Source organism: Nitrospirota bacterium (assembly GCA_040752355.1).
Taxonomy (GTDB): Bacteria; Nitrospirota; Thermodesulfovibrionia; order Thermodesulfovibrionales; family Dissulfurispiraceae; genus JBFMCP01.
This window is the reverse complement of sequence record JBFMHE010000016.1, coordinates 23,621-49,320: the sequence shown is the minus strand read 5'-3', so window position 1 is coordinate 49,320 and position 25,700 is coordinate 23,621. Positions and strand designations below refer to the sequence as shown.

Below are 25,700 nucleotides of genomic sequence, written 5' to 3'. Positions count from 1 at the left end.
GATGCAGCGCCATACGCTTGAGATGAGAGGTCTTGCGAAGACCTACGGCAAGAGGCAGGTCGTGAAAGATATCACGCTCTCCCTCTCGACCGGCGAGATCGTCGGCCTGCTGGGTCCCAACGGCGCGGGCAAGACGACGACCTTCTATATGATCGTCGGCATGATACGGCCCGAGCAGGGCGATATCGTGCTCGATGACGAGGACATCAAAGGCCTCCCCATGTATCGGCGGGCGCTGAAGGGGATGGGGTATCTGCCCCAGGAGCCTTCGATATTCAGAAAGCTGACGGTGAGAGAGAACCTGAAGGCGGTGCTCGAGATCAAGCGTTCCTCTGAACGGTCCGGCAACGGCCGGCAGCAGGGGAAGAGCGGAGGAGAGGCGCCTCCCGGAACCGAACCGGATATCGAGCAGGAGGTGGACCGCCTTCTCGAAGAGTTCAACCTCACCGAGTTCGCTGACCGGGACGGCTACCGGCTTTCGGGCGGCGAGCGGAGGAGGGCCGAGATAGCCCGGGCGATCGCAGTGAAGCCGACGTTCATGCTCTTCGACGAGCCGTTCGCCGGCATCGATCCCCTCGCCATCGTCGAACTGAAGAAGATGCTTACGTATTTGAAATCGAAAGGGTTGGGCATTCTCATAACCGACCATAACGTCAGAGAGACGCTGTCCATAACGGACAGGGCGTATATAATCAGCGGCGGCTCGATCCTGGCCGAAGGAGCTCCCGCCGACCTTATTACCAATCCGTCCGTGAGGGAAGCGTATCTCGGGGAGGAATTCAAACTGTAATGGCCTTAGAAAATAGATTAGACTTAAAGCTCAGCCAGAAGCTCATCCTTACGCCGCAGCTCCAGCAGGCGATCAAGCTGCTGCAGATGCCCCAGCTCGAGCTCGCCCAGGTCCTGAACCAGGAACTCGTCGAGAACCCCTTTCTCGAGGAGGCGTTCGAGGAGCCCGATATCCCTGACATGCCCGATATGGACGAGTATCCCGAGGAAGGGAACGCCCCGGATGCGGTCTCCGAGGACGCGGAGATATCCTTCGAGAACATCACCGGCTTCAGCGTCGACGACTACTTCGACGAGCGGAGCAGCGACGGAAGGGACCTGGGGTACTTTACGCCGGGCATGGAGGAGCAGCCTTCGTATGAGCTCTTCTATTCGAAAAGGCCCGACCTGTACGACCACCTCCTCTGGCAGCTGCGGCTCTGCAGCGCCGAGGATTCGATCAGGATGGTCGCCGAGGCGGTCATCGGCAATATCGACGAGGACGGCTACCTGAGGGCCACCGAGGATGAATTGGCCGCGTCCCTCGGAGCCCCGGACGACGCCGTCAGGCAGGCGATCGCCCTCGTCCAGACCTTCGATCCCCCGGGCGTCGGGGCGAAAGACCTGCGGGAGTGCCTGCAGCTCCAGCTCGCAGCGCTCAACCTGACCGGCAGCCTCGTCGACAGGATCGTCGCCAACAACATGGAAGACCTCCAGAAGAAGCGGTACACCAGCATCATAAAGCAGTACAGCTCTACCATGGACGACGTGATGGCCGCGGTGAAGATCATCGAGGGCCTCGAGCCCCGTCCGGGCAGGAGCTTTACGAGCACCGAGGCGAACTACGTCGTGCCCGACGTCTACATAAGCAAGACCGACGAGGGCTACCAGATCATCCTCAACGAGGACGGCATGCCCCGTCTCAGCCTCAACAACAGCTACCGGAAGCTGCTCCTCAAGAAGGAGTCGCTCACCCGTGAGGAGCGGGAGTTCCTGAAGGACAAGCTCCGCCGCGCAACGGAGCTGATCAAGAGCCTCGACCAGCGGAACAAGACCATCTATAAAGTCTCCGAGAGCATCCTCAAGTTCCAGCGGGACTTTTTCGAGCGGGGCATGCAGGAGTTGAAGCCGCTGAACCTCAAGGATGTCGCCATGGACATCGCGATGCACGAAAGCACGATCAGCAGGGTGACCTCGAACAAGTACCTCGCCTGCGATCACGGCGTCTACAGCTTCAGGTTCTTCTTCAGCAGCGCGATTCAGTCCGAGGCCGGGGATGTCTCGTCCACCCTGGTCAAGGACCTGATCAGGAAGATCGTGACGGAGGAGGACCCGAAGAAGCCGCTCAGCGACCAGATGATCGTGGATAAACTGAAGGAGCAGAACATCACCATCGCACGGAGGACGGTCGCCAAGTACCGTGAGGAGCTGAAGATCCCTCCGCAGAACCAGCGCAAACGATTCGAATGAGCACCGCTATATAACCTATACGAGACGGAGGAGAGCGTATGAATGTGATTGTCAACGGTCGTCATCTTGAGATAACCCCTGCCCTGAAGAGCTATGCCGAAGAGAAGATCGGCAAGTTCGACAAGTTCCTGGCGAATATCGGCGAGGCGGTGGTGACCCTGAGCGTCGAGAAATACCGCCATAAGGCCGAGGTGCTGCTCAAGGTGAACGGCGTCCTGATCCAGGCCGAGAGCGTCACCGGCGAAGTCTATTCCGCCATCGACGAGGTCGTCGAAAAGCTCGAGAAGCAGGTCAAGAAATACAAGGAGAAGCACCACGACTACCGCAAAGGCGAGAAGCGGGCCGCCGAAGCGCCTGCGCCGCGGGCAGAGGAAGGCGGACGGATCATCAAGCACAAGCGGTTCGATATGAAGCCCATGAGCTCCGAAGAGGCGGTCCACCAGATGGAGCTGCTCGACAAGGACTTCTTCGTATTCACCAATGAGAAGAGCGGCGACATCAATGTCGTCTACCGCCGGGATGACGGCAACTACGGCCTGATAGAGCCGGTCAAGTAGCCGTTTATCCCGCTGCCGACCGTATCGATGGAACACCGGAAGATCGAAGTCGTCGTGGTGAGCGGGCTCTCGGGCGCGGGCAAGACCGTCGCCCTCAGGGCTCTCGAAGACATCGGCTACTTCTGCATCGATAACCTGCCGGTGACCCTCATCGACCCCTTCCTCTCGACGGTCAAGGCCGGGGAGAGCATACGGAAGATCGGCATCGGCGTGGACGTAAGAGAGAAGTTCTTTCTCGCCGACGTCTATCGGATACTTTCCCGCCTCAAAGAGCAGTACCTGGTCGAGATACTCTTCCTCGAGGCCGAAAAACAGGTCATGGTAAGGCGGTACAAGGAGACGCGGCGCCCGCATCCCATGGTCGCCATGGGCAGGGCCGCGGGCATCGACGAGGCGATCGGCGAAGAGGTGTCGCTCCTCGCCGGCATGCGGGAGGCGGCGGACAAGATCATCGACACCTCCAACTATACCCCCCACCAGCTGCGGCATCTCATCATATCGACGCACGGCGATGTCCAGGCAGCGCTGGGCATGACGATCTCGATGATCTCCTTCGGCTTCAAATTCGGCGTGCCGGCCGATATCGACCTCCTCTTCGACGTCCGCTTTCTGCCCAATCCCTACTTCGTCCCCGAGCTGAAGCCGCTGAAGGGCACGGACCGGGAGGTCGCCGACTTCGTGCTCCGCCGCGACGAGACGAAGGAGTTCCTCGACCGGCTCGCGGGTCTCCTCGATTTCCTGCTCCCCCACTATATAAAGGAAGGCCGTTCCTATCTGGTCATCGGCGTCGGCTGCACCGGCGGCCGCCACCGCTCGCCTGCCGTGGTCGAGAAGATAGCGGAGCAGATCAAGCTCAGGCATGGCCTCGAACCGTCCGTCACCCACCGCGATATCGGCGTCTGATGATCTACCTCGATCACAACGCGACAACGCCCCTCGCTCAGGAGGTGAAGGATGCGCTCGCCGGAGCCGTCGAGCTCTTCGGCAATCCTTCCAGCTCCCATCGTCCCGGCAGGGCCGCAAAAGAGGCGATCGAACAGGCGCGGGCGCAGGTAGCCCGCCTGATCGGCAGCGCGCCGGATGAAATCGTCTTCACCTCCGGCGGGACCGAGGCGAACAACCTCGCGCTGATCGGCGCCGCGTACAGGCGCCGGCGGGGACATGTGATCACCTCTTCCATCGAGCACCCCTCGGTGCTGAACCCGGTACGGTGGCTCGAGACGCGCGGGTTCGAGGCGACCTATCTCCCGGTCGACGAGGAGGGACTCGTCGACCCGTACGAGGTGAGCAGGGCGATACGGAAGGATACCGTCCTGATCAGCATCATGCACTCGAACAACGAGACCGGCGTTCTGCAGCTCATCGACGAGATCGGGATCATCGCGCGCCAGCACCGCATCCCCTTTCACTCCGATGCAGCGCAGAGCGTCGGGAAGGTCGGCATCTCGGTGGCGGAGCTGCCGGTCGATATGCTGACCATCGTCTCCCACAAGTTCTACGGTCCCAAAGGGGTCGGCGCTCTCTATATAAGGAATCTCGGCTCCGGGCTGAAGTCCCCGGGACAAGAGGAGCCGGCATGCTCCCTGCGCGCAGAGGCGGAAGCCGCTGTGCCGGATCCGATCATGTTCGGCGCAGGGCATGAGCGGGGCATGCGGCCGGGCACCGAGAATATCCTCGGTATCGTCGGCCTCGGCACGGCAGCCGAGCTCGCGACGCGGGACCTGCCGGCGCGGTACGAGCATATGCGGCGAATGCGCGACCTGCTCCATGGGTCGTTGTTGGAGAGCGGCCTTCCCCTGACGCTGAACGGGCATCCCTACCTCCGTCTTCCCAATACCTTGAATATCTCGATAAAAGGTATTGTCGGCGACGATCTCGTTGAACGGTTGAAAGAAGAGGTCGCCTTCTCCGCGGGCTCCGCCTGCCACGCCGGCAGACGGACTCCTTCCGCGGTGCTCACCGCGATGGGAGTGCCCGAGAGCGAAGCCCTCTCCGCAGTGAGATTGAGCGTCGGGAAGGATACGTCTCCTGCCGAAGTCGAGGACGCTGTAGAAAAGATTGTCGCCTCCGCTGGTTACTTTTTGTAGCGGCCGGGCGCCGATGACACAGGTATAATTTTCACCTAAGTTGTTATAAGAAATTATAATCGCCGAATTCTTGACAAAGGTGCGTGTGCGTATGGTATCGTGAAATTCGATGTCATAAAATTGTAGATGAAGGAGAGGATATGCTAGATTTCAAACTAGTCCCTTTTTTAGTTCTCCTTGCCAATTTTATCGTCTTGCTGATCATCCTTAATAGAATCCTTTTCACTCCCCTCGCCAAAGTTTTCAAAGAACGCGAAGTCGCCACCGTCGGCGCCCTCGACGAAGCGAAGGCCATGTCGGCCCGGAAGGACGAGGCGGTCGCGACAATGAACGCAGAGCTGCTCGCAGCGAAGAACAAGGCCAAAGAGGCGTATGCTGCGGTGCGGGAGGAAGGGCAGGCGGTGCAGAAGGAGACGCTCTCGAAGGCCGAGGCGCATGCCGTGGGAATGATCGAACAGGCGAGGAAAGAGCTCCAGGCCGAGGCTGAAAAGGCGAGGGCCGCGCTCAGAGGCGATATCGATAAATTCTCGGAAGAGATCGTGAGAAAGCTGGTGAAAGCAGCATGAAGATGACAAATTCCAAACCCCAAGCTCCCCATTCTAAACTCCGGAAAGCCGGGCTCCACCTGCTCGCAGTCTGCCTTATGCAATCCGCCCTTTACACCAACGCGCTCGCTGCTAGCGGGGGGGCGCACCACGGGGGCTGGGGCACGCCGATGGAGTGGGTCTGGCGGCTGCTCAACTTCGGCGTCCTCGTCTTTATCCTCGTGAAATTCGCCGGCAAGCCGCTGAAGGACTATCTCCGGAGCCGGCGGGAGCTGATTGAAAAGAGCATCACCGAGGCGCAGGAGGCGAAGGAGCTTGCGCGGAAGGCGCTCGCCGATGTCGAGGAGCGGCTCAGGCTGAAGGACAAGGAGATCGAGGAGATCAAGGCTGCTGCTGCAGGCTCCGGCGAGAGGGAGAAGCAGCGGCTTATCGAAGAGGGAGAACGGCTCAAGGAAAAGATACTGGAGCAGGCAAAGACCAATATCGATTACGAGGTGAAGCGGGCGAAGGATGTGATCAAGGCGGAGGCGGTGGATGCCGCCATGCAGCTTGCCGAAGAGAAGATCAAGGCCACGATGACCAAAGAGGACCAGGACAGGCTCCTGCAGGAATCTCTTAAATTGATAGAGGGTAAAAATTGAAAAAGGTAAAGGGTGTCAAAAAATACGCGCGTCAATTCTTGAGCACTGTCGACCTGAGCGAGGTTCCCCAGGGGATCGAGCAGCTGCAGGCGATAGCCGGCCTGATGGAAAAGGATAAGCGGTTCAGGAACCTCCTCGTAAGCCCTCTCTTCAGCGAGGACGAGAGCAGGCAGGTCATTGCGTACCTCAGCCGGAAGCTCACGATGTCCGAGAAGACGGGCCGGTATCTCCAGTACCTCCTCCGGATCAACGCCCTGGGCGCCCTCCCGGAGATCCTCAACGCGATCGTCGCCCAGTATCTCGAGATGAAGAAACGCTCCAGGGCGGTGGTGACCTCGCCGGTCCCGTTGAGCAGAGAGTATGAGACGCAGCTGGCCGGGTCGCTCAAGAAGGTGACCGGAAGGGATATCGACCTCGAGTTCGTCGTCGATCCCGCGCTCCTGGGCGGCGTCAGGATAAAAGTGGGCAGCACCATGTACGACAGCAGTATAAAAGGCCAGTTGGGGCTTTTGAAAGATAAGCTCATAAAGGGGTGAACGCATGGAAATCAAAGTAGACGAGATTAGTGAGTACCTGAAAAAGCAGATCACCGATTTCGAGAAGCGCGTCGATGTCAGCGAGGTGGGGGTCGTCACCGGCGTCGGCGACGGTATCGCCCGGATTTACGGACTCGAAAACTGCATGGCGTCGGAGCTTCTCGAGTTCCCCAACAATGTCTTCGGCATGGCGCTCAACCTCGAGGAAGACACGGTCGGCGCGGTCCTCTTCGGCGAGGACACGGCGATCAAAGAGGGCGATGTCGCCAAGAGGACCGGCAAGATCATGTCGGTTCCCGCAGGCGAAGAGATGATCGGCAGGGTCGTCAATGCTATCGGCCAGCCGATCGACGGCAAGGGCCCGATCGCCGCCAAGACGAGCAGGATCGTCGATGTCGTCGCCCCCGGTATCGTCGACCGGCAGCCGGTCAGGGAGCCCCTCCAGACGGGCGTCAAGGCCATCGACGCCATGATCCCGGTCGGCAGGGGCCAGCGAGAGCTTATCATCGGCGACCGCCAGACCGGGAAGACCGCGATCGCGATCGATGCGATCATCAACCAGAAGGGCAGCGGCGTCGTCTGCATCTACGTCGCCGTCGGACAGAAGAGGGCGAGCGTCGCCCGCGTGGTCAAGACCCTCGAAGAGCATGGCGCCATGGACCACACCATCGTCGTCTCGGCAACGGCGAGCGAGCCGGCGCCGCTCCAGTATATAGCCCCTTATACGGGATGCGCCATCGGCGAATACTTCAGGGATAACGGGAAGCATGCCCTGATCATCTATGACGACCTGAGCAAGCAGGCTACCGCTTACCGCCAGCTGTCGCTCATCCTGAGGCGTCCTCCCGGACGCGAGGCGTTCCCCGGCGACGTCTTCTACCTCCACTCGAGACTGCTCGAGCGGGCGGCGAAGCTGAGCGACGAGCTCGGCGGCGGCTCGCTGACGGCGCTCCCGATCATCGAGACGCAGGCCGGCGACGTCTCCGCCTATATCCCGACGAACGTCATCTCGATCACCGACGGCCAGATCTATCTCGAGCCCGACCTCTTCTATGCGGGCGTACGGCCGGCCGTCAACGTCGGCCTGTCGGTCAGCCGGGTCGGCAGCGCGGCCCAGACCAAGGCGATGAAGCAGGTCGCCGGTACCCTCAGGCTCGACCTCGCGCAGTTCAGGGAGCTCGCCGCCTTCGCGCAGTTCGGCTCCGACCTCGACAAGTCGACGCTGGCCCAGATCGAGAGAGGAAAACGGATGGTCGAAATCCTCAAGCAGGACCAGTATGTGCCGCTCCCGGTCGAGGACCAGGTAGCGATACTCTTCGCCGGCTCCCAGGGGCATCTCGACGATATCCCGGTCGATGCGTTGAAGAAATTCGAGGCCGAGTTCTACAGCTTCATGAAGGACAGGAAGACGGACGTGAGGAACGAGCTGAGAGAGAAGAAGGCGATCGACGACACGATGAAAGAGAAGCTCACCGCCGCCGTTACCGAGTTCAAGAAGAGCTTTATCGTATAAACGGGTAAAGGGGAGACCACATGCCTGGGTTAAAAGAGATACGAAAGAGAATCGGCTCGGTCAAGAGCACGAAGCAGATCACCAAGGCCATGAAGATGGTTGCCGCAGCCAAATTCAGGAAGGCGCAGACGAGGATCATCGAGCTGCGGCCGTATGCCGACAAGATGAACGCGGTGCTTTCCGGCCTCGCGAAGACCGTCGAGACAGGCCATCCCCTTCTCGAGGTGCGTCTCAGGAAGAGTGTCGAGGTCCTGGTCCTGACGAGCGACAAAGGTCTCTGCGGCGCCTTCAACACCAACATCATGAAGGCTGCTCTCAGGCTCATCAAGGAGCTGCGGGCCGACGGGGCTGCGGTGAGCGTCAGCGCTATCGGCAAGAAAGGGACCGACCTCTTCAAGCGGAGAAACATTGCCTTGCGGCAGTCCTGGACCGGCATTTCAGGGCGGATCTCCTACCTGAATGCCAAGGAAATCACCCAGAACATCATTGAGGAATACATCAATGAGCGCTGCGACGAGGTGTATCTCGTCTACAACGAGTTCAAGTCGGCGCTGGTGCAGAAGGTGTCGGTAGCGCGCCTGCTGCCCCTTGCACCCGTCTCCGCCGAGGGTGCTGCGGCCCCGGAGGAAGCGGCGGACTTCCTGTACGAGCCCTCGCAGCAGACTATCTTCGATATGCTGCTGCCGAAGAACCTCGAGATACAGGTGTTCCGGGCGCTCCTCGAATCCCAGGCTTCCGAAGAGGCTGCACGGATGACCTCTATGGAGAATGCGACGAAGGCCGCCGACGATATGATCGCAGCCCTTACCCTGCAGTACAACAAGGCGCGGCAGGCGTCGATTACGAAAGAGCTCATGGATATCGTGGGCGGCGTCGAGGCATTGAAGCAATGAGACACGGTATAGCGTTCATCGGTTATAGGGCCAAAGGAAATCATTCTTTGATCTTTTTGCGCGATAGACGCTATAACGCTTCACGCGGTACGCTATAAACGCTATAACGCAGTACGCTATAACCAGAATATACAGGAGGTCGTACTCATGAATGAAGGCAAGGTCTCGCAGGTCATTGGTGCAGTCGTCGACGTGGAGTTCGACAAAGAGCTTCCCGCAATTCTCAACGCCTTGAAGATAGAATCTCCCGGCGACCCTGCGAAGGGAGTCCCGGCCCTCGACATCACCCTCGAGGTGGCGTCCCACCTCGGCGAGAACAAGGTGAGGACGATCGCGATGCAGACCACCGACGGCGTGGTCCGCGGCATGAGGGTCAAGGATTCCGGCCTCCCGATATCGATCCCGGTCGGCAAAGGGACGCTCGGCAGGATCATGAACGTCGTCGGCGACCCCTACGACAAGCTCGGTCCCATTCAGACCACGGAGCGGCTGCCGATCCACCGGCCTGCGCCCGACTTCACCGAGCAGGAGCCGGTCTCCCAGGTCTTCGAGACGGGCGTTAAGGTCTTCGACCTTCTCGTCCCCTTTGTCCGCGGCGGCAAGATGGGGATGTTCGGCGGCGCCGGTGTCGGCAAGACCGTCGTTATCATGGAGATGATCCACAACATCGCCCTGAAGCACGGCGGCGTCTCGGTCTTCGCGGGCGTCGGCGAAAGGACGAGAGAGGGAAACGACCTCTACCGCGAAATGAAGGAGTCGGGCGTCGTCAACAACGTCGCCCTGATCTACGGCCAGATGAACGAACCCCCCGGAGCGCGGCTGAGGGTCAGCCTCACCGCCCTTACCGCAGCAGAATACTTCAGGGACCAGGGCCAGGACGTGCTCATCTTCATCGACAACATATTCAGATACACCCTCGCCGGTTCCGAAGTCTCGGCGCTCCTCGGAAGAATGCCGTCTGCGGTCGGCTACCAGCCGAACCTCGGTACGGATATGGGCAACCTCCAGGAGAGGATCACGACCACCAAGAAGGGCGCGATCACCTCGATGCAGGCGATCTACGTTCCTGCCGACGACCTGACCGACCCTGCGGTCGCAACGGCCTTTACCCATCTCGACGGAACCGTCGTTCTCTCGCGCCAGATCTCGGAGCTCGGCATCTATCCTGCCGTGGACCCGCTGGATTCGACCTCCCGCGCGCTCGACCCGCTCGTCATCGGCGAGGAGCACTACGGCGTTGCGAGAAAGGTGCAGTCGATCCTCCAACGCTACAAGGAGCTCCAGGACATCATCGCCATTCTCGGTATGGAAGAGCTCGCTGAAGACGACAAGCTTACCGTCTCCCGGGCGAGAAAGATACAGCGCTTCCTGAGCCAGCCGTTCCATGTTGCCGAGGTCTTTACCGGCAGGGCGGGCAAATACGTGAAGCTCGAGGATACCATAAAAGGCTTCAAGGCGATCGCCGACGGCCAGTACGACGATGTACCCGAGCAGGCGTTCTACATGACGGGCGGCATCGAGGAGGTCGAGGAGAACGCACGGAAGCTCGGCTGGAGCAGGTAATTCGCGGTATAGCGTTCAGCGTTTATAGCGTTATAGCGTAGTGATGATAAATAACCGTGATGAACGCTGTACGCGATGAACGCGACAAACGCTATAACAGGAGCTGGGAATGGACACTACATTAAGACTGGACATTGTTACACCGCACGGGCTCGTGATGAGCGGCGATGTGGATGAAATCACCGCGGCCGGCAGCGAGGGCGAGTTCGGGATACTGCCGGGGCATGTCCCGTTCATTACGACGCTCAGGATCGGCATGCTGGCCGTGAAGAAGGGGAGCTCCACGGAGTACATCTTCGTGAGCTCGGGGTATGCCGAAGTCTCCGCCGACAAGGTGGTCGTTCTGGCCGACAGCGCGGAGAAGGCGGAAAGCATCGACGTGGAGCGGGCGATCGCTGCCAGGAAGCGCGCCGAAGAGCGGCTCAAGCAGGCCGAGAAGATCGATTTCGCCCGTGCCGAGGCAGCGCTCGAGCGTGCGACGATCAGGATACAGGTCGCGGAGCGGAGGGGAAGAGCCTAACAGCGCGTTCCGATATCCCGCCGATTCCCGAGAGGAGAACAATAGAAAAGGAGCAGAGCTATCTGCTCCTTTTCTATTGTCGAAAGGTCCCTTCATAATTTATTCATAAGTCAGACGTACAATAGAGCAAACACGAGTATTCATGGGGAGGTACTATGGGTAAAGGAATGGCGGCGCTCGTCCTGGTGATGCTGCTCGCTACCGGGTGCAGCGCCGAAAAATACGGCCTCGGGGTCGACAGCAGCTCGCCCACGGTCATGGTCAAGGACATCATCCTCAAACCGGAGCTCCAGGGGCGGCAGGTGACCCTCGAGGGGAAGATCATCTCGCAGTGCCAGTCGAACGGCTGCTGGTTCTTTCTCCAGGACGCGACCGGCCAGGTCTTCATAAACCTGGCGCCGAACAACTTCGCGCTCCCTTCCCGCATGGGGAAGAAGGCGCGGGTTACGGGCGTCGTCGTCGCAGGTCCCGAAGGCTACCAGATCGTCGCCCGCGGAGTCGAAGTGAAATGACGGGCTTCATCAGGCTGGCGGTTAAGAACCTCGCGCGCCACCGGACGCGGAGCATATTGACGCTCTTCGGCATCGCCGCCTCGGTGGCGGTGCTCTTCTCGATCCTCTCGTTCAACAAGGGGTTCGACAAGGGCCTCTCCCGGGAGCTCGCGCGGACCGGCATCCATTTCATGGTAGTGCCCTCGGGGTGCGCCCATGAGGTGGCGTCGCTCGTCCTCCACGGCTCGATCATTCCCAAGTTCCTCGACACGTCGGTAATGGACATACTGAAGCGGCAGGAGGGGATCGGGCTGATGACCCCGATCCTCGTGGCCCAGCTCCCCAACCCGGAGCAGGGGAAGATCGATCTTATTTACGGGGTCGAGATGGCGGCGCTCCGGGCGCTCAAGCCGTCGTGGGAGATCGACGGCAGCGTGCCGGCGTCGGACAATGAAATCCTCCTGGGAGCGGAAGTGGCCGGCCATGCGTCGATCAAAAAGGGAGACAGCATCACGTATCCCCAGGTGAACACGACCTTCAGGGTTGCGGGCATCGTGAAGAAGACCGGCAGCCAGGACGATGCGTTCATTTATATGTCCATCAGCAAGGCGCAGGAGCTGCTCAAGAAGCCTTCGGGAGCGACGGCGATCGGCGTGAAGGTGGAGAAGCCCGAGGCGATGGCGGCGATCATCGACCAGCTCAACGAGAAAGTGCCGGGCATACAGATCATAACGATGAACCAGGTCATGAACAGCATCGGGAACCTCGCCGCCTCTGCAAAGGTGCTGAGCCTCTCGATCGCCCTTATCGCGATCTTCATCAGCGCGGTCGGGGTGATGAACTCCATCCTCATGGCCGTCTTCGAGCGCACGCAGGAGATCGGCATGATGCGCGCCATCGGGGCTTCGCGCGGGGACATCTTCAGGATCGTCCTGCTCGAGACCACGGGGCTGACCCTGGTCGGCGGCATTATCGGCGTAGTCATGGCCGGCATCGGGAACGATATCATAGAGACTTTCGTGCGGGCCTTCATGCCCTATGTGCCGAGCGGCGATGTCGTGAGCTTCGAGCCGGCGCTGGCCGCGGCGAGCCTCGCCTTCACCGTCATTATAGGCCTGCTCTCGGGGATCTATCCCGCGTGGAAGGCGTCAACCATCAATCCGATAGAGGCGATAAAGGGATGATACAGCTACGGGAAGTCGAAAAGGTATACCGGCGCGGTGCAGAGGAGGTGCATGCCCTCAGGGGGGTTGATCTCGACATCCGAGAGGGCGAGCTCCTCTCGATCGTCGGTCCTTCGGGCGCGGGGAAGACGACGCTGCTCCATATCCTCGGCTGTCTCGATACGCCGACGGCAGGCAGCGTGCGGTTCGACGGCGTCGAGGTGGAGCATATGGCCGAGTCCGAGCTCGTGGTGCTCCGCAGGAAGAAGATCGGGTTCATCTTCCAGCAGTTCTATCTCATACCGGGTCTTACCGTAGCCGAGAACGTCGCCTTGCCGCTGCTGTTCAACAGGCGCGCGGTTCAGCGGGACCGTATTGCGTCGATTGTCGAGATGGTCGGTCTCAAGGAAAGGATGCACCATGCGCCGAACCAGCTCAGCGGCGGCGAGATGCAGCGGGTGGCGATCGCGCGCTCCCTGGTGAACGACCCCGAGGTGGTGCTCGCCGACGAGCCGACGGGCAACCTCGACTCCGAGAACAGCGAGCGGATCTTCGAGCTCCTGCGGACCCTCAACCGGAAGGGGCTCACCGTCGTCATGATCACGCATAATGGCGACCTCGCCTCGCGGGCGGACCGGGTGGTGCGGATCAAGGACGGCAGGGTCCAGGCCGCGTAGATCGTCGTACCCGCCCCTTGACAGGGGGTGCAGTTATTGTTACATTAATAGTAACAATAACGCAAAGGGAGTCCGCCCATGAGCAAGACGGCGATTGCAGGGGAGTTTCATCGCGAGGCAGATCCTCACAGCAGGGAGGGCCGTTCAGCCCTGGCGAAAATGATCTGCACGCTTTTCGATCTCTGGAAGCTCTCCACGCAGGACCAGACCGCCCTGCTGGGACTCTCCGAGGCTTCCCGGACGACCCTCGTCCGGTACCGGAAAGGCGAACCCCTGGCAGAGCAGCGCGATCTCCTCGACAGGGTCGCCAACCTGCTGGCGATCCACCGCTCGCTGAGGATCCTCTTCCCCAAGAACCGTGAGCTCGCCTACCGCTGGCCGACCACCCCGAACGCGGCGTTCGACGGCCGCTCGCCGGTGCAGGTAATCAAGGAAGAGGGGTTCACGGGGCTGCTCATCGTGAGAAGGTATCTCGACTTCCAGCGGGGACAGTAGCGAGGTGCACAAGGGGCTTTTCGAGCAGATCGTCGATTTCGACGACGACGTCTACCGCACTATCCCGAGCATACGGGTATCGGAGGACCTCCTCGACGACCTCTCGGACAGCCCTGCCGAGCGCGCCTACGGAGAGGCTATCGTGGAGTCCTCGGTACAGAGGATCGACCAGTCCTCCCTCATCACCGCGCCCTTCAGATATGGAACGGCGGTGGGCGCCGCCTCCTACGGCAGACCCGTGACACGCTTCAGCGACGGCACGCGCTTCGGCGTGTGGTACGGCAGCGGCGATCTCGTCACCACGGTCCATGAGACGGTCTTTCACTGGAAGCGGTTCGTCGGCAGCATGCAGACCGCTCTCAGCGAGGAGGTGAAGGCCGAGCGCCGCGTCTTTCTCGTACACCTCAAAGGGCTGCTCGTGGACCTGCGGGGCAAGCACAAGAAGTTTCCCGGGCTCGTCGATAAGAACAGCTATGCCTTCACGCACGCCGTCGGCGCATACCTGCACGACCAGGGACAGAACGGGCTGCTCGTCATGTCGGCGCGCCATGCCGGCGGCTTCAATGCCGCCGTATTCAGGCCGGAGGCGCTTTCGAACCCCCGGACCCACTGCTATCTCACCTACCGGTGGAAGCCGGGAAGAGAAACGGTGAAAGTAGAGCGCACGGCCGGGAGAACGTGGATGGACGTTTAGAGCATACAGCGTTCCCGCCGCTATCGCGAAATCGCTTCAATCGATTACGCGTGCTTCCACTGCAACGATAATTTCTTGTGCGAGGCCGCGCAATCCCGCAGGTAGAGGTTTATGAGCGTTTGGTAAGGGACACCGAGTTCCTGTGCGAGGGTTTTGAAGTAGTCCACGGTGTCTTCGTCCATCCGGAGCGTGACTTGACGCTTGAGCTTGCGGGCATAAGGGTTTTTTTGTGCCTTTGAAAAATCGTATTCTTTTCTCATGGTAATCACCTTTCCCCGTAGCGTTTCTGCTCCGAGCGGGTCGCTTTGCGAGCAGAAATGATTCTTATTACTTCGTTGTCTTTGCGATAGCAATGACAAACAACCAGTATCCTGAACTTAGCACTCATGCCAAGAAGAATAAACCGGTCCTCGTTATCCGAATGGTCAGGGTCGTGAACCAGTAAAGCACTCTCGTCGACAAACACTGTCTGCGCCTCTTCAAAGGTGACTCCGTGCTTGGTATTGTTCGAGACACTTTTCTGCTTATCCCACTCAAATCGGATGCCGCTCATGATTACAATGTAACTACATTGTAATGAATTTGTCAATATCCAGGCTCAGGTTCATGTATCACAGCCTTCTCCTGAAGAGCGAGAAGAAGTGCTCCTTAAGCTTGTCGCTCATCGGCCTGCGCCGCCATTCGTCGAGGGTGATCCGGGTCGCGTTGCGCAGGTCTTCCTCGAAGATATCTTTCATCTGCTCCGCGAACCCTTCATGGAGGATGCCGACATTGCCCTCGTCGTTGTAGCGGAATGACTGGAAATCGAGATTGGTCGACCCCACGATGCTCCAGCAGCCGTCGAAGATGAAGGTCTTTGCGTGGAGGATCTGACCGTTGTAGGTATGGATTTCGACGCCGGCCCTGAGCAGGCGTGAGAAGAAAGCACGTCCGGCGTAGGACGCGGCAGGGACATCGCTGACCCCGGGCACGAGCAGCTTGACGGCGACCCCGCGGTTGACTGCGTTCTCGAGCGTCTCTACCATGCGCCAGCTGGGGGTAAAGTAGGCGGTCGTCAGGAGGATGCTCTTTTGCGCATGGTTGATGCTGTAGTAGAGGACCCTCCGCAGCTTTCTCCTCCCCCGGGCGGAGGTGACGAAGATCGGCATGACCGGGAGCGGACAGGCGCCGGTGGGCGCGCAGAAGAGGTCCAGCGCGTGCTTTGTCCCGCCGTAGGGGAGTCTGATCCTCTCCTTGCTCCAGGTATTCCATGTCTTCGAAAATATCTCGGCGAGCTTATAGGCCACCGGCCCCTCGAGGAGAATGCCCGTATCGCGCCAGCCCATCCCTTTGATCCTGAGATGAAAGCCGCTGTATTCGTTGGCGATGTTCAGTCCTCCGGTAAAGGCCCTCTCTGCATCGATGACGATCAGCTTGGTATGGTTCCGGTGGACGTAATGGAAGGGCGCCGCCCATTTGAAGGGGCGGGAGGCGCAGATCTTCACCCCTGCGGCCCTCAGGTCCTGCCAGAATTTCCGGGGCGTGCCGAGAGAGCCGAAGTGGTCGTAGAGTAAATAGACTCTCACTCCCTCGCGGCTCTTCTGTTTCAGTATCTCCGCGAGCTGTGTGCCGGTCTCGTCGTTCCGGTAGATGTAGAACTCGAGGCATACGAATTTCTCCGCTTTGCCGACCGCATCGAAGATGGTCTGGAAGGACTCCCTGCCCTTGAGGAGCAGCTGTACGGTGGCGGCAGTAGAGAAGGCGCCCTTGTATATCCGCGCAACGGAATCGACGGTGAAGGTGGGAGCGGTGGAGGGCGGCATTTGCTCCTCCGTCTTGTGCATCCCGTGTCCGGCGGGCGTGATCATACATAAGCGTACCTTATTCGTCCTGCTTTTGCAACGCGTTCTGCCCTTGACCGCAGGCCCGCCGCCGGGTACAATTTCCTAAAACTTCCCCGAGGAGCGCCATGATACGCTTAGAGCAGATCACCATGAACGAGTTCAAGAAATACCTCAGGCAGACGAAGACGATCGTCTATCCGTTCGGCACGATCGAGGAGCACGGCAGCCATCTCCCCCTGCACACCGACTCCCTTATCATCGATGAGGCGCTCAAGCTGGCGGCGGAGAAACGGAAATTCTTTCTCGCTCCTCTCACGTACTACGGCGTCTGCACCACGACGAAAGATCACCCGGGTACGATCAGCATCTCTCCTGCAACGCTCAGGTCCCTTTCGAGGGACCTCGTGACAGAGGCGTACAAGAAGGGGCTGCGGAACTTCATCCTCGTCTCGGGGCATGGAGGAAGCCAGCACATGGCGGCGCTCAAAGAAACAGCGGAGGAGCTGGTCGAGACATTGGATAATGCAGCGATTGCCGCCTTCACCCCCTACGATCTCCTCTGGAGAGAGCTCTCCCAGATCGCCGAGACCGCCAACGATTCTCACGCGGGCGAGATCGAGACTTCGATGATGCTCTATCTCGCTCCCGGGCTGGTCAAAGGAAGGGCTGCCGAAGAGTATCCCGCAATCCCCAAACCCTTCAGTGTAAAGGACAAGGTCAAATATTGGCCGGGCGGCGTCTGGGGCGATCCGAAAAAGGCCTCGAGAGAGAAGGGGGAGCGGGCGATACGCCTGATGGCGGACAGCATTATAGAGGTCCTCGATATGATCGGGAGAAAGAGATAGTCCGGCGAACGGCGGGAGCTTTTATGCCCTCTCCTGATGCTTTGCCTGCGACCGTCTCCTGCTCTTCGCCTTCTGCTTTCTTATCCTCTCTCTTTTGATATCTTCCGCGGTCATCACGCCCGACCTCCGCTCAACGGCCTCGACGAGCTCCCGCCGCGCGAGGAAGCGGTTCACGGACTGGCTCCGGTCCTTCATGCATTTTATCTCGATGCCGGTCGGCAGGTGCCTGATATAGACGCAGGTGGAGGCCTTGTTCACATGCTGCCCGCCCTTGCCGGAAGAGCGGATGAACTTCTCCTCGATATCGGCCTCGGCGATGCCGAGCTCTTCCATCCTGGCCCTGAGCCAGCGGTTCTTCTCTTCGCTTACCGCAAACGTGATCATCCTCATCCTTCCCCCAACTGAAATAATTATAGCAAAACAGAAAAGTAAGAAGTAAGAAGTAAGAAGTAAGAAGAAGAGGGAGCTTACGGCAATACCAGCATCCCTCTTCTCTATTCGCCCGCCTCACGCTCATCGTTTGTCCGTCTCGCGCGTATTCCGGCTAGCCGTGTGCTATTATTTAGTATGAATTTCAGGGTGCTCGATCTCTCCGGCGATGTGGGGCTGGAGGCCTTCGGCGCGAGCCGCGAGGAGGCCTTCGGCAATGCCGCTCTCGGCATGTACGCTCTGATCACCGATCTGTCCGCGATCACGGAGAGGCAGGACCTCGAGGTGAGGGCAGAAGGGGACTCTCCGGAAGGCTTGCTCGTCAACTATCTCAACGAGCTGATATTCCACTTCGACACCTACGGCTTTATCGGCAAGCGCGTCGATATCGCCGAGCTCTCCGATACCGCGATCAGGGCGACGGTGCATGGAGAGGAGTTCGATGCCGACCGGCATGAGCGGCGGCTGCTCATCAAGGCTGCGACCTACCACCGCATCAAAGTGGCCGAGTCGGACGGCCGGTGGGAGGTCGCGGTGATTTTCGATATATGATATAAGCAGAATTCAGGAGGGTTCCTATGCCGCTGGTTGAGAAGCTCAAGAGACTGGATGCAAACAGGGTCGAGGTGCCGGACGATTACAAGCCGGGCATGAGGACCAGGGGTATAATCTATGTCGACAGCGTCCTCGAGGAAGCGCTCGAAGCGGGTTCGGTGGAGCAGGTGGCGAACGTCGCGACCCTGCCGGGCATTGTCGGCGCATCCCTCGCCATGCCGGACGTCCATACCGGGTACGGCTTCTCGATAGGCGGCGTCGCCGCCTTCGACATGCAGGAGGGTATCATATCCCCGGGCGGGGTGGGCTACGACATCAATTGAGGGGTCCGGCTCCTCAGGAGCAATCTCACGAAAGATGAGATTGTCCCGAGGATGAAGGACCTCGTCGGGGTCCTCTACAACGAAGTGCCTTCGGGAGTGGGCTCGAAGGGGAAGATCCGGCTCGGTCCCGATGACGAACGGAGATTATTGCTGAAAGGCGCGCGGTGGGCCGTAGAGCAGGGATACGGGGAGCTGTCGGACCTCGAACGGATCGAGTCGGGCGGCTGCATCGACGGCGCCGACCCCGGCCTCATCAGCAAGAAGGCCTACGAGCGGGGCAGGGCGCAGCAGGGTACGCTCGGCAGCGGCAACCATTTTCTCGAAGTGCAGTATGTCGATACGGTTTACGAGGAGAAGGCGGCAAACGCGCTCGGCCTCTTCCCGGGGCAGGTGACCGTGATGATCCATACCGGCTCGCGGGGCTTCGGGCACCAGGTATGCACCGATTTCCTGGAGGTCATGGCGCGGGCGGTCGAGAAGTACGGCATCAGCCTGCCCGACCGCGAGCTCGCCTGCGCGCCGGTCGCGAGCCGCGAGGCGCAGGAGTATCTCGGCGCGATGAGGGCTGCCGCGAATTACGCCTGGGCGAACCGGCAGTGCATCATGCACTGGGCGCGGGAGGCCTTCATGCAGACCTTCGGCCGCTCGCCGAGAGAGCTGGGCATGTCGCTCGTTTACGACGTGGCCCACAACATCGCCAAGATCGAGGAGCATACCGTCAACGGGCGGAAGAGAAAGGTCGTGGTGCATCGCAAGGGAAGCACGAGGGCCTTTCCCCCGGGGCATCCCGAGCTGCCGGATATCTATCGGCCGCTCGGCCAGCCGGTGCTCATTCCCGGCGATATGGGACGGGCCTCCTTTGTCCTCCTCGGCACCGAGCGGGCGATGCAGGAGACCTTCGGCTCGACCTGTCATGGCGCCGGCAGGATGCTCTCGCGCCACCAGGCGATCAGGCAGGCAAAGGGCAGGGCGATATGGCGTGAAATGGAAGACAAGGGGATCATCGTCAAATCAGCCGGACGGGAGACGCTCGCCGAGGAGATGTCGGAGGCGTACAAGGATATCGACAACGTGGTGAACGTGGTCCATAATGCGGGGATATCGAAAAAGGTGGCGCGGCTCCGGCCCCTGGGCGTGGTGAAGGGATAACGCGGTTACATGGAGAAGCTCAGAGTCGGGAAGATCCCGTACGCGAATCTCTTCCCCATTTTCTATACCCTCGAGACCGCCTTCGACTGCTCGTCCTACGAGTTCGTCGAAGGCGTCCCCTCGCGGGTAAACCGGATGCTCCGCGAGGGCGCTGTCGATATCAGCCCCTCCTCATCGATCGAGTATCTGCGGGACGCTGCCTTCTATCGCATCGTCGAAGGGCACTCCATCAGCTCCCGGGGGCCGGTGGGGAGCGTCTTTCTCTTTTCAGAGCGTCCTCCCGGGGAGCTGGCCGGCGCGACGATCGCCGTCACCGCGCAGTCGGAGACCTCCGTCGCCCTGCTGCGCATCATCCTTGAACGCTTCCACGAGGTGCGGAGCACGTTCATCGTGTCGGAGGCGCCCGAGGATGCCGGCGCAGCGGCCTTTCTCCTCATCGGCGACGATGCGCTCAAGTACGCAAAGGGACAGGGAGCAAGGGGGCGAGAGGCGGAACATCCCTGCCCCTTGCCCCCTGCCCCTTGCCCCGTTGCATATGACCTCGGCGAGCTCTGGTACCGGCATACCGGGCTCCCCTTTGTCTTCGCGCTCTGGATCGTGCGTCCCGGCATCGGGGAGAAGGCGCCGGCGCTCGACGCCTTTTTGAAGGACCTGGATGCGGCGAAGGAGCGGGCGCTCAGGGCTCTTCCCGAGATCGCGCGGCATTCGCCGCTGAGGGCGTTCATGTCCGAAGGGGAGATACTCGACTACTGGAGCAAGCTCGACTATGAGCTCACCGCGGAGCACAGGAAGGGGCTCGCGCTCTTCGAGCGCTATCTGAAAGAGCTCTCTCTCGTCCCGTGATATCCTCTCTGCCCTCCCGAGCCCCGGAAATCTTGCGATTTTTATGTAAGACTGTTACTATATAAGGAAATTTCTCGAAACGCTTGCCTTATATGCTCATCAGCGAACTACATCGTATACGGGAGGTGCGGCAATGATATCACTTTTGGGATTAGCGTCCGAGGCCTATGCCATGGGACCTGCTCCGCAGGGCGGAGGACAAGGGGGCGGAATACAGGGGGTTCTGGGCAGCCTGCTTCCCCTGGTGCTGATCTTCGTCGTCTTCTACTTCCTGCTCATCAGGCCGCAGCAGAAGAAGGCGAAAGAGCACAAACAGATGCTCGACAATGTCAAGAAGGGCGATAAGGTAGTCACCGCCGGGGGCATTTACGGCGTTGTGGAAAGTGTCGGAACGAATACGGTGGTCCTCAAGGTAGCCGAAAACGTGAAGGTGAAGTTCGGCAAGGGGTATATCGCTGCCGTCCGTCCGGCGTCTGACGAAGACTAACGGTCAAAGCCAAAATCCTAAATCCTAAAGGACGAACGAATACCTGTACGAGTAGGGTTTAGAAATACGGAGGATGGGACATAGATGAAGAAGGGGGTTTTGTGGAGGGTAATCCTTATCGCGATTACCGTAGTTCTTTCGATAGTATTTTTCCTGCCTAACCTGCCGCTCTTCCAGGGCCTGCCCGACTGGTGGAAGAAGAACATGCCGGCCAAGGGCATTGTGCTGGGGCTCGATCTCCAGGGCGGGCTGCACCTCGTCTTCGAGGTGGAGGGCGATAAGGCGGTCGATATCGCGACCGAGCGCATCGCTTCGTCTCTCGGCGGGCTCCTGGAGCGCAAGAAGATCCAGGCGACGGTAAAGAAGGAAGGGGCTTCCATCGTTGTCACGCCGGCCACCATGGACGTGCGCAAGGCCATTGAAGAGACCTACCCGTCGCTCACCCTTGCGGAGAGCGGCGCTGCGCTGCACTACGGGCTGTCCGCTGCGGAGCAGAAGAGAATCAAGGATACCGCCACGGACCAGGTGCTCGAGATCATACGGAACAGGATCGACCAGTTCGGTGTTGCCGAGCCGACTATTCACCGCCAGGCGGAGAACGAGATCGTCGTCCAGCTGCCGGGAGTGCGGGATCCCAAGCGCGCGGTGGACATCATCGGCAGGACGGCGCAGCTCGAATTCAAGATCGTCAATGACGAGGCGCCGGTCGCCGCGGAGCTGCCGGCCTCGATCCTGCCCGGCGAGGAGCAGACGCTCATCGACCGTTTCCAGGGCAAGATCCCGGAGGACAGCGAGATACTCTTCCAGCGGGTCACCAACCCGGAGACCGGGCTCGTCACCAAGCACCCTATCCTGCTCAAGAAACAGACGCTTCTCACCGGCGACCTGCTCACCGAGGCCAAGGTCAATATCGACCAGCGGTTCAGCGAGCCCTATGTCGGCATCACCTTCGACAGCGCCGGTGCGAAGATCTTCGAGGACATAACGGGAGCGAACGTCAAGAAGCGCCTCGCGATCATCCTCGACGGCAACGTCTACTCCGCGCCGGTCATCCAGGAGCGCATCAGCGGCGGCGACGCCCAGATCACCGGGAGCTTCACCATGGAAGAGGCGAGGGACCTCGCCATCGTCCTGCGCGCCGGCGCCCTGCCGGCGCCCCTGAAGACGCTCCAGAACGTGACGGTAGGGCCGTCCCTGGGACGGGACTCGATCGATGCGGGCAAGCTGGCGGGCATCGTGGGAACGATCCTCGTCGTCGTCTTCATGATCGTCTACTACAAGCTTTCGGGCGTCATCGCCGACTTCGCGCTGCTGCTGAACATCATTCTCCTCCTGGGGGCGATGGCTTCGCTGAATGCGACGCTCACCCTGCCCGGCATTGCGGGTATCATCCTGACTATCGGTATGGCCGTCGACTCCAACGTGCTCATGTTCGAGCGTATGCGGGAGGAGCTGCGCAGCGGCAAGACGCCGAAGGCAGCGGTGGACGGCGGCTACAAGAAGGCGTTCTGGACCATCTTCGATTCCCATGTCACCACGCTGCTGACCGCTGCGGTGCTGTTCCAGTTCGGCACCGGGCCGATCAAGGGCTTCGCGGTCACCCTGATGCTCGGTGTGACGATCAATCTCTTCACCGCGCTCATCGGGACAAAGACGGTCTTTGACGTCATGCATTCCAAAGGAGAAGTGAAGGGGTTGAGCATATGATCGAGCTTATCAGGAACACGAACATAGATTTCATGGGCAAGAGGAAGTTTGCGCTCGCCTTCTCCGTTGTCGTCTCGCTCATCGGCATCTTCGCCCTGGTGCAGATAGGCCTGGGCAACGCCAACCTGGGCGTCGATTTCGCGGGCGGAACAGCGGTGCAGGTCAAGTTCGCCCAGTCCGTTCCGCTCCAGCAGGTGCGGACTGCCCTGGAGCAGGGCGGGCTGCGGGACTTCGATCTCCAGGATCTCCCGACCGAGAACAAGGTGCTCGTCAGGGTGAAAAAGCAGGATGAGCAGCTCGGCGGGGCATCGGAAAAGATCACCCAGATCCTCACCCAGCGGTTCGCCGATAAGCAGCCGGTCATCGACTCGACGACCGAGATCGGCCCGAAGGTCGGCTCCCGGCTGAGGCAGGACGCCCTCAAGGCTATCCTCGTCTCGGTTGCCGGCATCTTGCTCTATATCGCGTGGCGGTTCCAGTTCCGCTTCGGCATCGGCGCCACGGTCGCCACGTTCCACGACGTGCTCGCCGTGCTCGCGATCTTCTTTCTCCTCGGCAAAGAGATCAACCTCATTCTCCTGAGCGCCCTGCTCACGATCGCGGGATACTCGCTCACCGACACGGTGGTCATTTTCGACCGGATCAGGGAGAACCTGAAGCGGTTCGCCAATTCGCGGGAGGACACCAACAGCATCATCAACAGGAGCATCAATGAAGTGCTCTCGCGGACGATCGTTACCGCGCTGACGACGCTGCTCGCCGCCCTCGCGCTCTTCCTCTTCGGCGGCGAGGTGCTCCACGATTTCGCCCTTGCCATGATCCTCGGCATCGTCATCGGCACCTACTCGTCGGTGTTCGTGGCGAGCCCTGTCGTTGTCCTCCTCGGCAACAAGAAGAACGCCGGGCAGACGGCGGCTGCCGGAAGCCGTTCATAAGCATCCCGTAATGTATACCATGCATCAGCTCCGGCAGGCGGCGTCGGTGAACCGGCGCCGCCTGCCGGCTGAGCTCTGATCCCATGGCCTGTGACGGCTCGGCCTGCAGGTGGCTGCTCAACAAGACCAATCCCGAATACGTCGGCTATATCGCGCGCCTCGCTGCGGTGTCGCCGACCTGTGCGCAGGTGCTCATCAACCGGGGGCTGAAGACCTCCGAACGGATCGACGCCTTTCTCAATCCCCGCCTTGATAAGCTCTCCGACCCTTTCGCGCTGCCCGGCATGCAGAAAGCGGTCGAACGGATCCGTGCTGCAAAGAGACAGGGCGAACGCGTCCTGATCCACGGCGACTATGATGCCGACGGCGTTACGGCAACCGCGATCATGGTCGAGGCGCTGCGGTCGCTCGGCATCGATGTCCATTACTTCGTTCCGCACCGCCTTGATCACGGCTACGGGTTCGGCGCACCCGGCGTTGCACGGGCGCGGGAGGTGGGCGCCCGGCTCATCGTCACCGTTGACTGCGGGATCACGTCGTTCGATGCGGTCGCCTCTGCACGCGCCCTCGGCATCGAGGTAGTCGTCACCGACCACCACGAGCCGCTGAGACCGGGTGAGGATAACGGCGGCGGAGCGCTGCTGCCCGAAGCGGCGGCGGTGATCAATCCCAAGCTGCCCGGTGCGCCCGCCGAAGCGGTATCCCTTGCGGGCGCCGGGGTCGCCTTCATGGTGGCGCGCGCCCTCTTCGACGGGAATATGGATGACGTACATCGCTTTCTCGACCTTGCCGCCCTGGGCACGAGCGCCGACGTCGTGCCGGTCGTCGACGACAATCGCGTCATCCTCAAAGAGGGCATCACGCTCATCAGGCGCGGCGAGCGGACCGGGATACGGGCGTTGAGAGACGCAGCGGGGATCCGCCCCGACTCTTTCAGGATGTCCTCCCTGCACTTCGCGCTCATACCGCGTCTCAATGCCGCCGGCCGCATTGCCGATGCGACCGATGTGGTGCGTCTCCTGACAACGGAGGACGAGGCAGAGGCAGAGGAGCTGGCGGAGTGGCTGAACGGCTGCAATCTGCGGCGGCAGGAGATCGAAGAAGGGGTCTACCAGGAGGCGCTGGGATCGCTGAACACAATGGACAGCATTCCCGACGCGCTTGTCCTGGCTTCGCCGGGATGGCACCTGGGCGTCGTCGGCATTGTGGCAGCGAAGCTCGCCGAGCGGTTCTTCCGTCCCGCCTTCGTGCTTACCGTCGAGGACGGCGTTGCGAAGGGGTCGGGGCGGAGCATCCCCGCTTTCGATATGCACCACGGACTTTCCCGCTGCAGCGAGCTGCTGACGCGGTTCGGCGGCCATAAGCAGGCAGCGGGGCTCGCCCTGGCGTCCGGGCACATCGAACGGTTCAGGACGATGATGGGGGAACTGGTGCGCGCGGAGCTCTCCCCGGACGACTTCCTTCCGCTGCTCCGGCTCGACGCAGCGGTGAATCTCTCCGACCTCAGTACCTCGCTCGTCGATGAGCTCTCCCGGCTCGAGCCCTTCGGCAACGGCAACGACGAGCCTGTCCTCGGCGCGCGGGGGCTCGAGGTGGTGCAGCCGAAGGTGGTGGGGAACAACCACCTCAAGATGAAGCTGCGGCAGAACGGCCGGCGGGTGGACAGCATCGGGTTCGATTTCGGGGGCCTGCTCGGCGAGCTCGAAGAGCGGTCGGTCATCGATGCGGCCTTCAGCCCCGCGATCAACGAGTGGGACGGGAGCAGGTTCCTGCAGCTCCACCTGAAAGCGATACGGCTTTCGGAATAGGAGAAGGGGCGGAGGCGAGGCATTTTCGCTCAACTGCCACCCCCAAGATCTTCGATCTTCGGGGACCCCGATTTCGGTCGATGCGACCTCCGAGGCGGGGCAGCTCGGAATCGAGTCGTACCGACCCGCTTCCGGAATTCCCGAAAAGTCTACGACTTTCCGGGAGCCCTCTGCATTTCGATG

The 25,700-nt window shown here is 60.6% G+C and carries 28 protein-coding genes and 1 pseudogene; 25 read left to right on the top strand and 4 right to left on the bottom strand.

From position 1 onward, the window contains the following. The first annotated feature begins 1 nt into the window (after position 1). The 17 genes from lptB (at position 2) to AB1805_11995 (ending at position 14,613) form a co-directional block, all read left to right on the top strand. Positions 2 to 790 carry an LPS export ABC transporter ATP-binding protein gene (gene lptB / locus AB1805_12075; protein MEW5746160.1) on the top strand — a complete coding sequence of 263 codons (789 nt, stop codon included), beginning with the start codon at positions 2 to 4 and terminating at the stop codon, positions 788 to 790. Then, positions 790 to 2,238, top strand: a complete 1,449-nt coding sequence (gene rpoN, locus AB1805_12070; protein MEW5746159.1) for an RNA polymerase factor sigma-54 — start codon at positions 790 to 792, stop codon at positions 2,236 to 2,238. The genes lptB and rpoN overlap by 1 nt, the downstream gene beginning before the upstream one ends. Positions 2,239 to 2,276: 38 nt before the next feature. After that, positions 2,277 to 2,795, top strand: coding sequence for a ribosome-associated translation inhibitor RaiA (gene raiA, locus AB1805_12065; GenBank protein ID MEW5746158.1), 519 nt, complete (start codon positions 2,277 to 2,279; stop codon positions 2,793 to 2,795). Between the two features lie 27 nt (positions 2,796 to 2,822). After that, positions 2,823 to 3,698, top strand: coding sequence for an RNase adapter RapZ (rapZ, locus tag AB1805_12060; GenBank protein ID MEW5746157.1), 876 nt, complete (start codon positions 2,823 to 2,825; stop codon positions 3,696 to 3,698). Then, a complete protein-coding gene (locus AB1805_12055; GenBank protein ID MEW5746156.1) occupies positions 3,698 to 4,882 on the top strand; it encodes a cysteine desulfurase family protein in 1,185 nt (394 codons plus the stop codon). The genes rapZ and AB1805_12055 overlap by 1 nt, the downstream gene beginning before the upstream one ends. A gap of 140 nt (positions 4,883 to 5,022) precedes the next feature. After that, positions 5,023 to 5,448 (top strand): ATP synthase F0 subunit B, encoded by a 426-nt coding sequence (locus AB1805_12050; GenBank protein ID MEW5746155.1) that lies wholly within the window; start codon positions 5,023 to 5,025, stop codon positions 5,446 to 5,448. Positions 5,449 to 5,525: 77 nt separating this feature from the next. Further along, a complete protein-coding gene (locus tag AB1805_12045; protein ID MEW5746154.1) occupies positions 5,526 to 6,068 on the top strand; it encodes an ATP synthase F0 subunit B in 543 nt (180 codons plus the stop codon). After that, complete coding sequence (gene atpH / locus AB1805_12040) at positions 6,065 to 6,604, top strand: ATP synthase F1 subunit delta (GenBank protein MEW5746153.1); 540 nt, start codon at positions 6,065 to 6,067, stop codon at positions 6,602 to 6,604. Before AB1805_12045 ends, atpH begins: the two co-directional genes overlap by 4 nt. 4 nt (positions 6,605 to 6,608) lie before the next feature. Beyond that, positions 6,609 to 8,117: a F0F1 ATP synthase subunit alpha gene (atpA, locus tag AB1805_12035; GenBank protein MEW5746152.1), complete on the top strand. Its 1,509-nt coding sequence runs from the start codon at positions 6,609 to 6,611 to the stop codon at positions 8,115 to 8,117. Between the two features lie 20 nt (positions 8,118 to 8,137). Beyond that, on the top strand, positions 8,138 to 9,010 hold the full coding sequence (atpG, locus tag AB1805_12030) for an ATP synthase F1 subunit gamma (protein MEW5746151.1): 873 nt from the start codon (positions 8,138 to 8,140) through the stop codon (positions 9,008 to 9,010). A 147-nt stretch (positions 9,011 to 9,157) separates the two neighbouring features. Then, positions 9,158 to 10,573 carry a F0F1 ATP synthase subunit beta gene (gene atpD, locus AB1805_12025; GenBank protein ID MEW5746150.1) on the top strand — a complete coding sequence of 472 codons (1,416 nt, stop codon included), beginning with the start codon at positions 9,158 to 9,160 and terminating at the stop codon, positions 10,571 to 10,573. A gap of 109 nt (positions 10,574 to 10,682) precedes the next feature. Then, on the top strand, positions 10,683 to 11,093 hold the full coding sequence (locus tag AB1805_12020; GenBank protein MEW5746149.1) for a F0F1 ATP synthase subunit epsilon: 411 nt from the start codon (positions 10,683 to 10,685) through the stop codon (positions 11,091 to 11,093). A gap of 155 nt (positions 11,094 to 11,248) precedes the next feature. Then, positions 11,249 to 11,605: an OB-fold nucleic acid binding domain-containing protein gene (locus tag AB1805_12015; protein MEW5746148.1), complete on the top strand. Its 357-nt coding sequence runs from the start codon at positions 11,249 to 11,251 to the stop codon at positions 11,603 to 11,605. Beyond that, positions 11,602 to 12,768 (top strand): FtsX-like permease family protein, encoded by a 1,167-nt coding sequence (locus AB1805_12010; GenBank protein MEW5746147.1) that lies wholly within the window; start codon positions 11,602 to 11,604, stop codon positions 12,766 to 12,768. The genes AB1805_12015 and AB1805_12010 overlap by 4 nt, the downstream gene beginning before the upstream one ends. Next, positions 12,765 to 13,424: an ABC transporter ATP-binding protein gene (locus AB1805_12005; protein ID MEW5746146.1), complete on the top strand. Its 660-nt coding sequence runs from the start codon at positions 12,765 to 12,767 to the stop codon at positions 13,422 to 13,424. Before AB1805_12010 ends, AB1805_12005 begins: the two co-directional genes overlap by 4 nt. A gap of 78 nt (positions 13,425 to 13,502) precedes the next feature. Next, positions 13,503 to 13,919 carry an MbcA/ParS/Xre antitoxin family protein gene (locus AB1805_12000; GenBank protein ID MEW5746145.1) on the top strand — a complete coding sequence of 139 codons (417 nt, stop codon included), beginning with the start codon at positions 13,503 to 13,505 and terminating at the stop codon, positions 13,917 to 13,919. Between the two features lie 4 nt (positions 13,920 to 13,923). Beyond that, on the top strand, positions 13,924 to 14,613 hold the full coding sequence (locus AB1805_11995; GenBank protein MEW5746144.1) for an RES family NAD+ phosphorylase: 690 nt from the start codon (positions 13,924 to 13,926) through the stop codon (positions 14,611 to 14,613). Positions 14,614 to 14,657: 44 nt separating this feature from the next. Here AB1805_11995 and AB1805_11990 read toward each other — a convergent pair whose 3' ends face one another. The 3 genes from AB1805_11990 to AB1805_11980 are packed head-to-tail and all read right to left on the bottom strand — an operon-like array spanning position 14,658 to position 16,415. Continuing rightward, on the bottom strand, positions 14,658 to 14,873 hold the full coding sequence (locus tag AB1805_11990; GenBank protein MEW5746143.1) for a BrnA antitoxin family protein: 216 nt from the start codon (positions 14,871 to 14,873) through the stop codon (positions 14,658 to 14,660). 5 nt (positions 14,874 to 14,878) lie between these two features. Further along, the gene (locus AB1805_11985; protein ID MEW5746142.1) at positions 14,879 to 15,166 is read right to left on the bottom strand and encodes a BrnT family toxin; all 288 of its coding nucleotides are present in this window, start codon (positions 15,164 to 15,166) and stop codon (positions 14,879 to 14,881) included. Between the two features lie 58 nt (positions 15,167 to 15,224). Continuing rightward, complete coding sequence (locus AB1805_11980; protein ID MEW5746141.1) at positions 15,225 to 16,415, bottom strand: phospholipase D-like domain-containing protein; 1,191 nt, start codon at positions 16,413 to 16,415, stop codon at positions 15,225 to 15,227. A gap of 146 nt (positions 16,416 to 16,561) precedes the next feature. Here AB1805_11980 and AB1805_11975 point away from each other — a divergent pair, with 146 nt between their 5' ends. Beyond that, positions 16,562 to 17,281, top strand: coding sequence for a creatininase family protein (locus tag AB1805_11975; protein MEW5746140.1), 720 nt, complete (start codon positions 16,562 to 16,564; stop codon positions 17,279 to 17,281). Positions 17,282 to 17,302: 21 nt separating this feature from the next. On the opposite strand, the gene AB1805_11970 is transcribed toward AB1805_11975, so the two are convergent. Beyond that, positions 17,303 to 17,665: a peptide chain release factor-like protein gene (locus tag AB1805_11970; GenBank protein MEW5746139.1), complete on the bottom strand. Its 363-nt coding sequence runs from the start codon at positions 17,663 to 17,665 to the stop codon at positions 17,303 to 17,305. Positions 17,666 to 17,848: 183 nt separating this feature from the next. On the opposite strand from AB1805_11970, the gene AB1805_11965 reads away from it, so the two are divergent. The 7 genes and pseudogenes from AB1805_11965 to recJ all read left to right on the top strand — a co-directional run bounded on the left by AB1805_11965 (position 17,849) and on the right by recJ (position 25,517). Then, entirely contained in the window at positions 17,849 to 18,262 is a 414-nt protein-coding gene (locus AB1805_11965) for an archease (protein MEW5746138.1), read from the top strand. Between the two features lie 26 nt (positions 18,263 to 18,288). Next, a pseudogene (locus AB1805_11960) lies at positions 18,289 to 19,737 on the top strand (RtcB family protein). A gap of 9 nt (positions 19,738 to 19,746) precedes the next feature. Beyond that, positions 19,747 to 20,580 carry a menaquinone biosynthesis protein gene (locus AB1805_11955; GenBank protein ID MEW5746137.1) on the top strand — a complete coding sequence of 278 codons (834 nt, stop codon included), beginning with the start codon at positions 19,747 to 19,749 and terminating at the stop codon, positions 20,578 to 20,580. Between the two features lie 133 nt (positions 20,581 to 20,713). After that, positions 20,714 to 21,067, top strand: a complete 354-nt coding sequence (yajC, locus tag AB1805_11950) for a preprotein translocase subunit YajC (protein MEW5746136.1) — start codon at positions 20,714 to 20,716, stop codon at positions 21,065 to 21,067. An 84-nt stretch (positions 21,068 to 21,151) separates the two neighbouring features. Next, entirely contained in the window at positions 21,152 to 22,774 is a 1,623-nt protein-coding gene (secD, locus tag AB1805_11945) for a protein translocase subunit SecD (protein ID MEW5746135.1), read from the top strand. Continuing rightward, on the top strand, positions 22,771 to 23,709 hold the full coding sequence (secF, locus tag AB1805_11940) for a protein translocase subunit SecF (protein MEW5746134.1): 939 nt from the start codon (positions 22,771 to 22,773) through the stop codon (positions 23,707 to 23,709). The genes secD and secF overlap by 4 nt, the downstream gene beginning before the upstream one ends. Before the next feature lie 83 nt (positions 23,710 to 23,792). Then, entirely contained in the window at positions 23,793 to 25,517 is a 1,725-nt protein-coding gene (gene recJ / locus AB1805_11935; GenBank protein ID MEW5746133.1) for a single-stranded-DNA-specific exonuclease RecJ, read from the top strand. Positions 25,518 to 25,700: the final 183 nt, after the last annotated feature.

Excerpts from the sequence above, each read along its gene's own strand:
- lptB (MEW5746160.1), top strand. The coding sequence starts at position 2 with ATGCAGCGCCATACGCTTGAGATGAGAGGTCTTGCGAAGACCTACGGC.
- rpoN (MEW5746159.1), top strand. The coding sequence starts at position 790 with ATGGCCTTAGAAAATAGATTAGACTTAAAGCTCAGCCAGAAGCTCATC.
- raiA (MEW5746158.1), top strand. The coding sequence starts at position 2,277 with ATGAATGTGATTGTCAACGGTCGTCATCTTGAGATAACCCCTGCCCTG.
- rapZ (MEW5746157.1), top strand. The coding sequence starts at position 2,823 with ATGGAACACCGGAAGATCGAAGTCGTCGTGGTGAGCGGGCTCTCGGGC.
- AB1805_12055 (MEW5746156.1), top strand. The coding sequence starts at position 3,698 with ATGATCTACCTCGATCACAACGCGACAACGCCCCTCGCTCAGGAGGTG.
- AB1805_12050 (MEW5746155.1), top strand. The coding sequence starts at position 5,023 with ATGCTAGATTTCAAACTAGTCCCTTTTTTAGTTCTCCTTGCCAATTTT.
- AB1805_12045 (MEW5746154.1), top strand. The coding sequence starts at position 5,526 with ATGCAATCCGCCCTTTACACCAACGCGCTCGCTGCTAGCGGGGGGGCG.
- atpA (MEW5746152.1), top strand. The coding sequence starts at position 6,609 with ATGGAAATCAAAGTAGACGAGATTAGTGAGTACCTGAAAAAGCAGATC.
- atpG (MEW5746151.1), top strand. The coding sequence starts at position 8,138 with ATGCCTGGGTTAAAAGAGATACGAAAGAGAATCGGCTCGGTCAAGAGC.
- atpD (MEW5746150.1), top strand. The coding sequence starts at position 9,158 with ATGAATGAAGGCAAGGTCTCGCAGGTCATTGGTGCAGTCGTCGACGTG.
- AB1805_12020 (MEW5746149.1), top strand. The coding sequence starts at position 10,683 with ATGGACACTACATTAAGACTGGACATTGTTACACCGCACGGGCTCGTG.
- AB1805_12015 (MEW5746148.1), top strand. The coding sequence starts at position 11,249 with ATGGGTAAAGGAATGGCGGCGCTCGTCCTGGTGATGCTGCTCGCTACC.
- AB1805_12010 (MEW5746147.1), top strand. The coding sequence starts at position 11,602 with ATGACGGGCTTCATCAGGCTGGCGGTTAAGAACCTCGCGCGCCACCGG.
- AB1805_12005 (MEW5746146.1), top strand. The coding sequence starts at position 12,765 with ATGATACAGCTACGGGAAGTCGAAAAGGTATACCGGCGCGGTGCAGAG.
- AB1805_12000 (MEW5746145.1), top strand. The coding sequence starts at position 13,503 with ATGAGCAAGACGGCGATTGCAGGGGAGTTTCATCGCGAGGCAGATCCT.
- AB1805_11990 (MEW5746143.1), bottom strand. The coding sequence starts at position 14,873 with ATGAGAAAAGAATACGATTTTTCAAAGGCACAAAAAAACCCTTATGCC.
- AB1805_11985 (MEW5746142.1), bottom strand. The coding sequence starts at position 15,166 with ATGAGCGGCATCCGATTTGAGTGGGATAAGCAGAAAAGTGTCTCGAAC.
- AB1805_11980 (MEW5746141.1), bottom strand. The coding sequence starts at position 16,415 with ATGCCGCCCTCCACCGCTCCCACCTTCACCGTCGATTCCGTTGCGCGG.
- AB1805_11975 (MEW5746140.1), top strand. The coding sequence starts at position 16,562 with ATGATACGCTTAGAGCAGATCACCATGAACGAGTTCAAGAAATACCTC.
- AB1805_11970 (MEW5746139.1), bottom strand. The coding sequence starts at position 17,665 with ATGATCACGTTTGCGGTAAGCGAAGAGAAGAACCGCTGGCTCAGGGCC.
- AB1805_11965 (MEW5746138.1), top strand. The coding sequence starts at position 17,849 with ATGAATTTCAGGGTGCTCGATCTCTCCGGCGATGTGGGGCTGGAGGCC.
- AB1805_11955 (MEW5746137.1), top strand. The coding sequence starts at position 19,747 with ATGGAGAAGCTCAGAGTCGGGAAGATCCCGTACGCGAATCTCTTCCCC.
- yajC (MEW5746136.1), top strand. The coding sequence starts at position 20,714 with ATGATATCACTTTTGGGATTAGCGTCCGAGGCCTATGCCATGGGACCT.
- secD (MEW5746135.1), top strand. The coding sequence starts at position 21,152 with ATGAAGAAGGGGGTTTTGTGGAGGGTAATCCTTATCGCGATTACCGTA.
- secF (MEW5746134.1), top strand. The coding sequence starts at position 22,771 with ATGATCGAGCTTATCAGGAACACGAACATAGATTTCATGGGCAAGAGG.
- recJ (MEW5746133.1), top strand. The coding sequence starts at position 23,793 with ATGGCCTGTGACGGCTCGGCCTGCAGGTGGCTGCTCAACAAGACCAAT.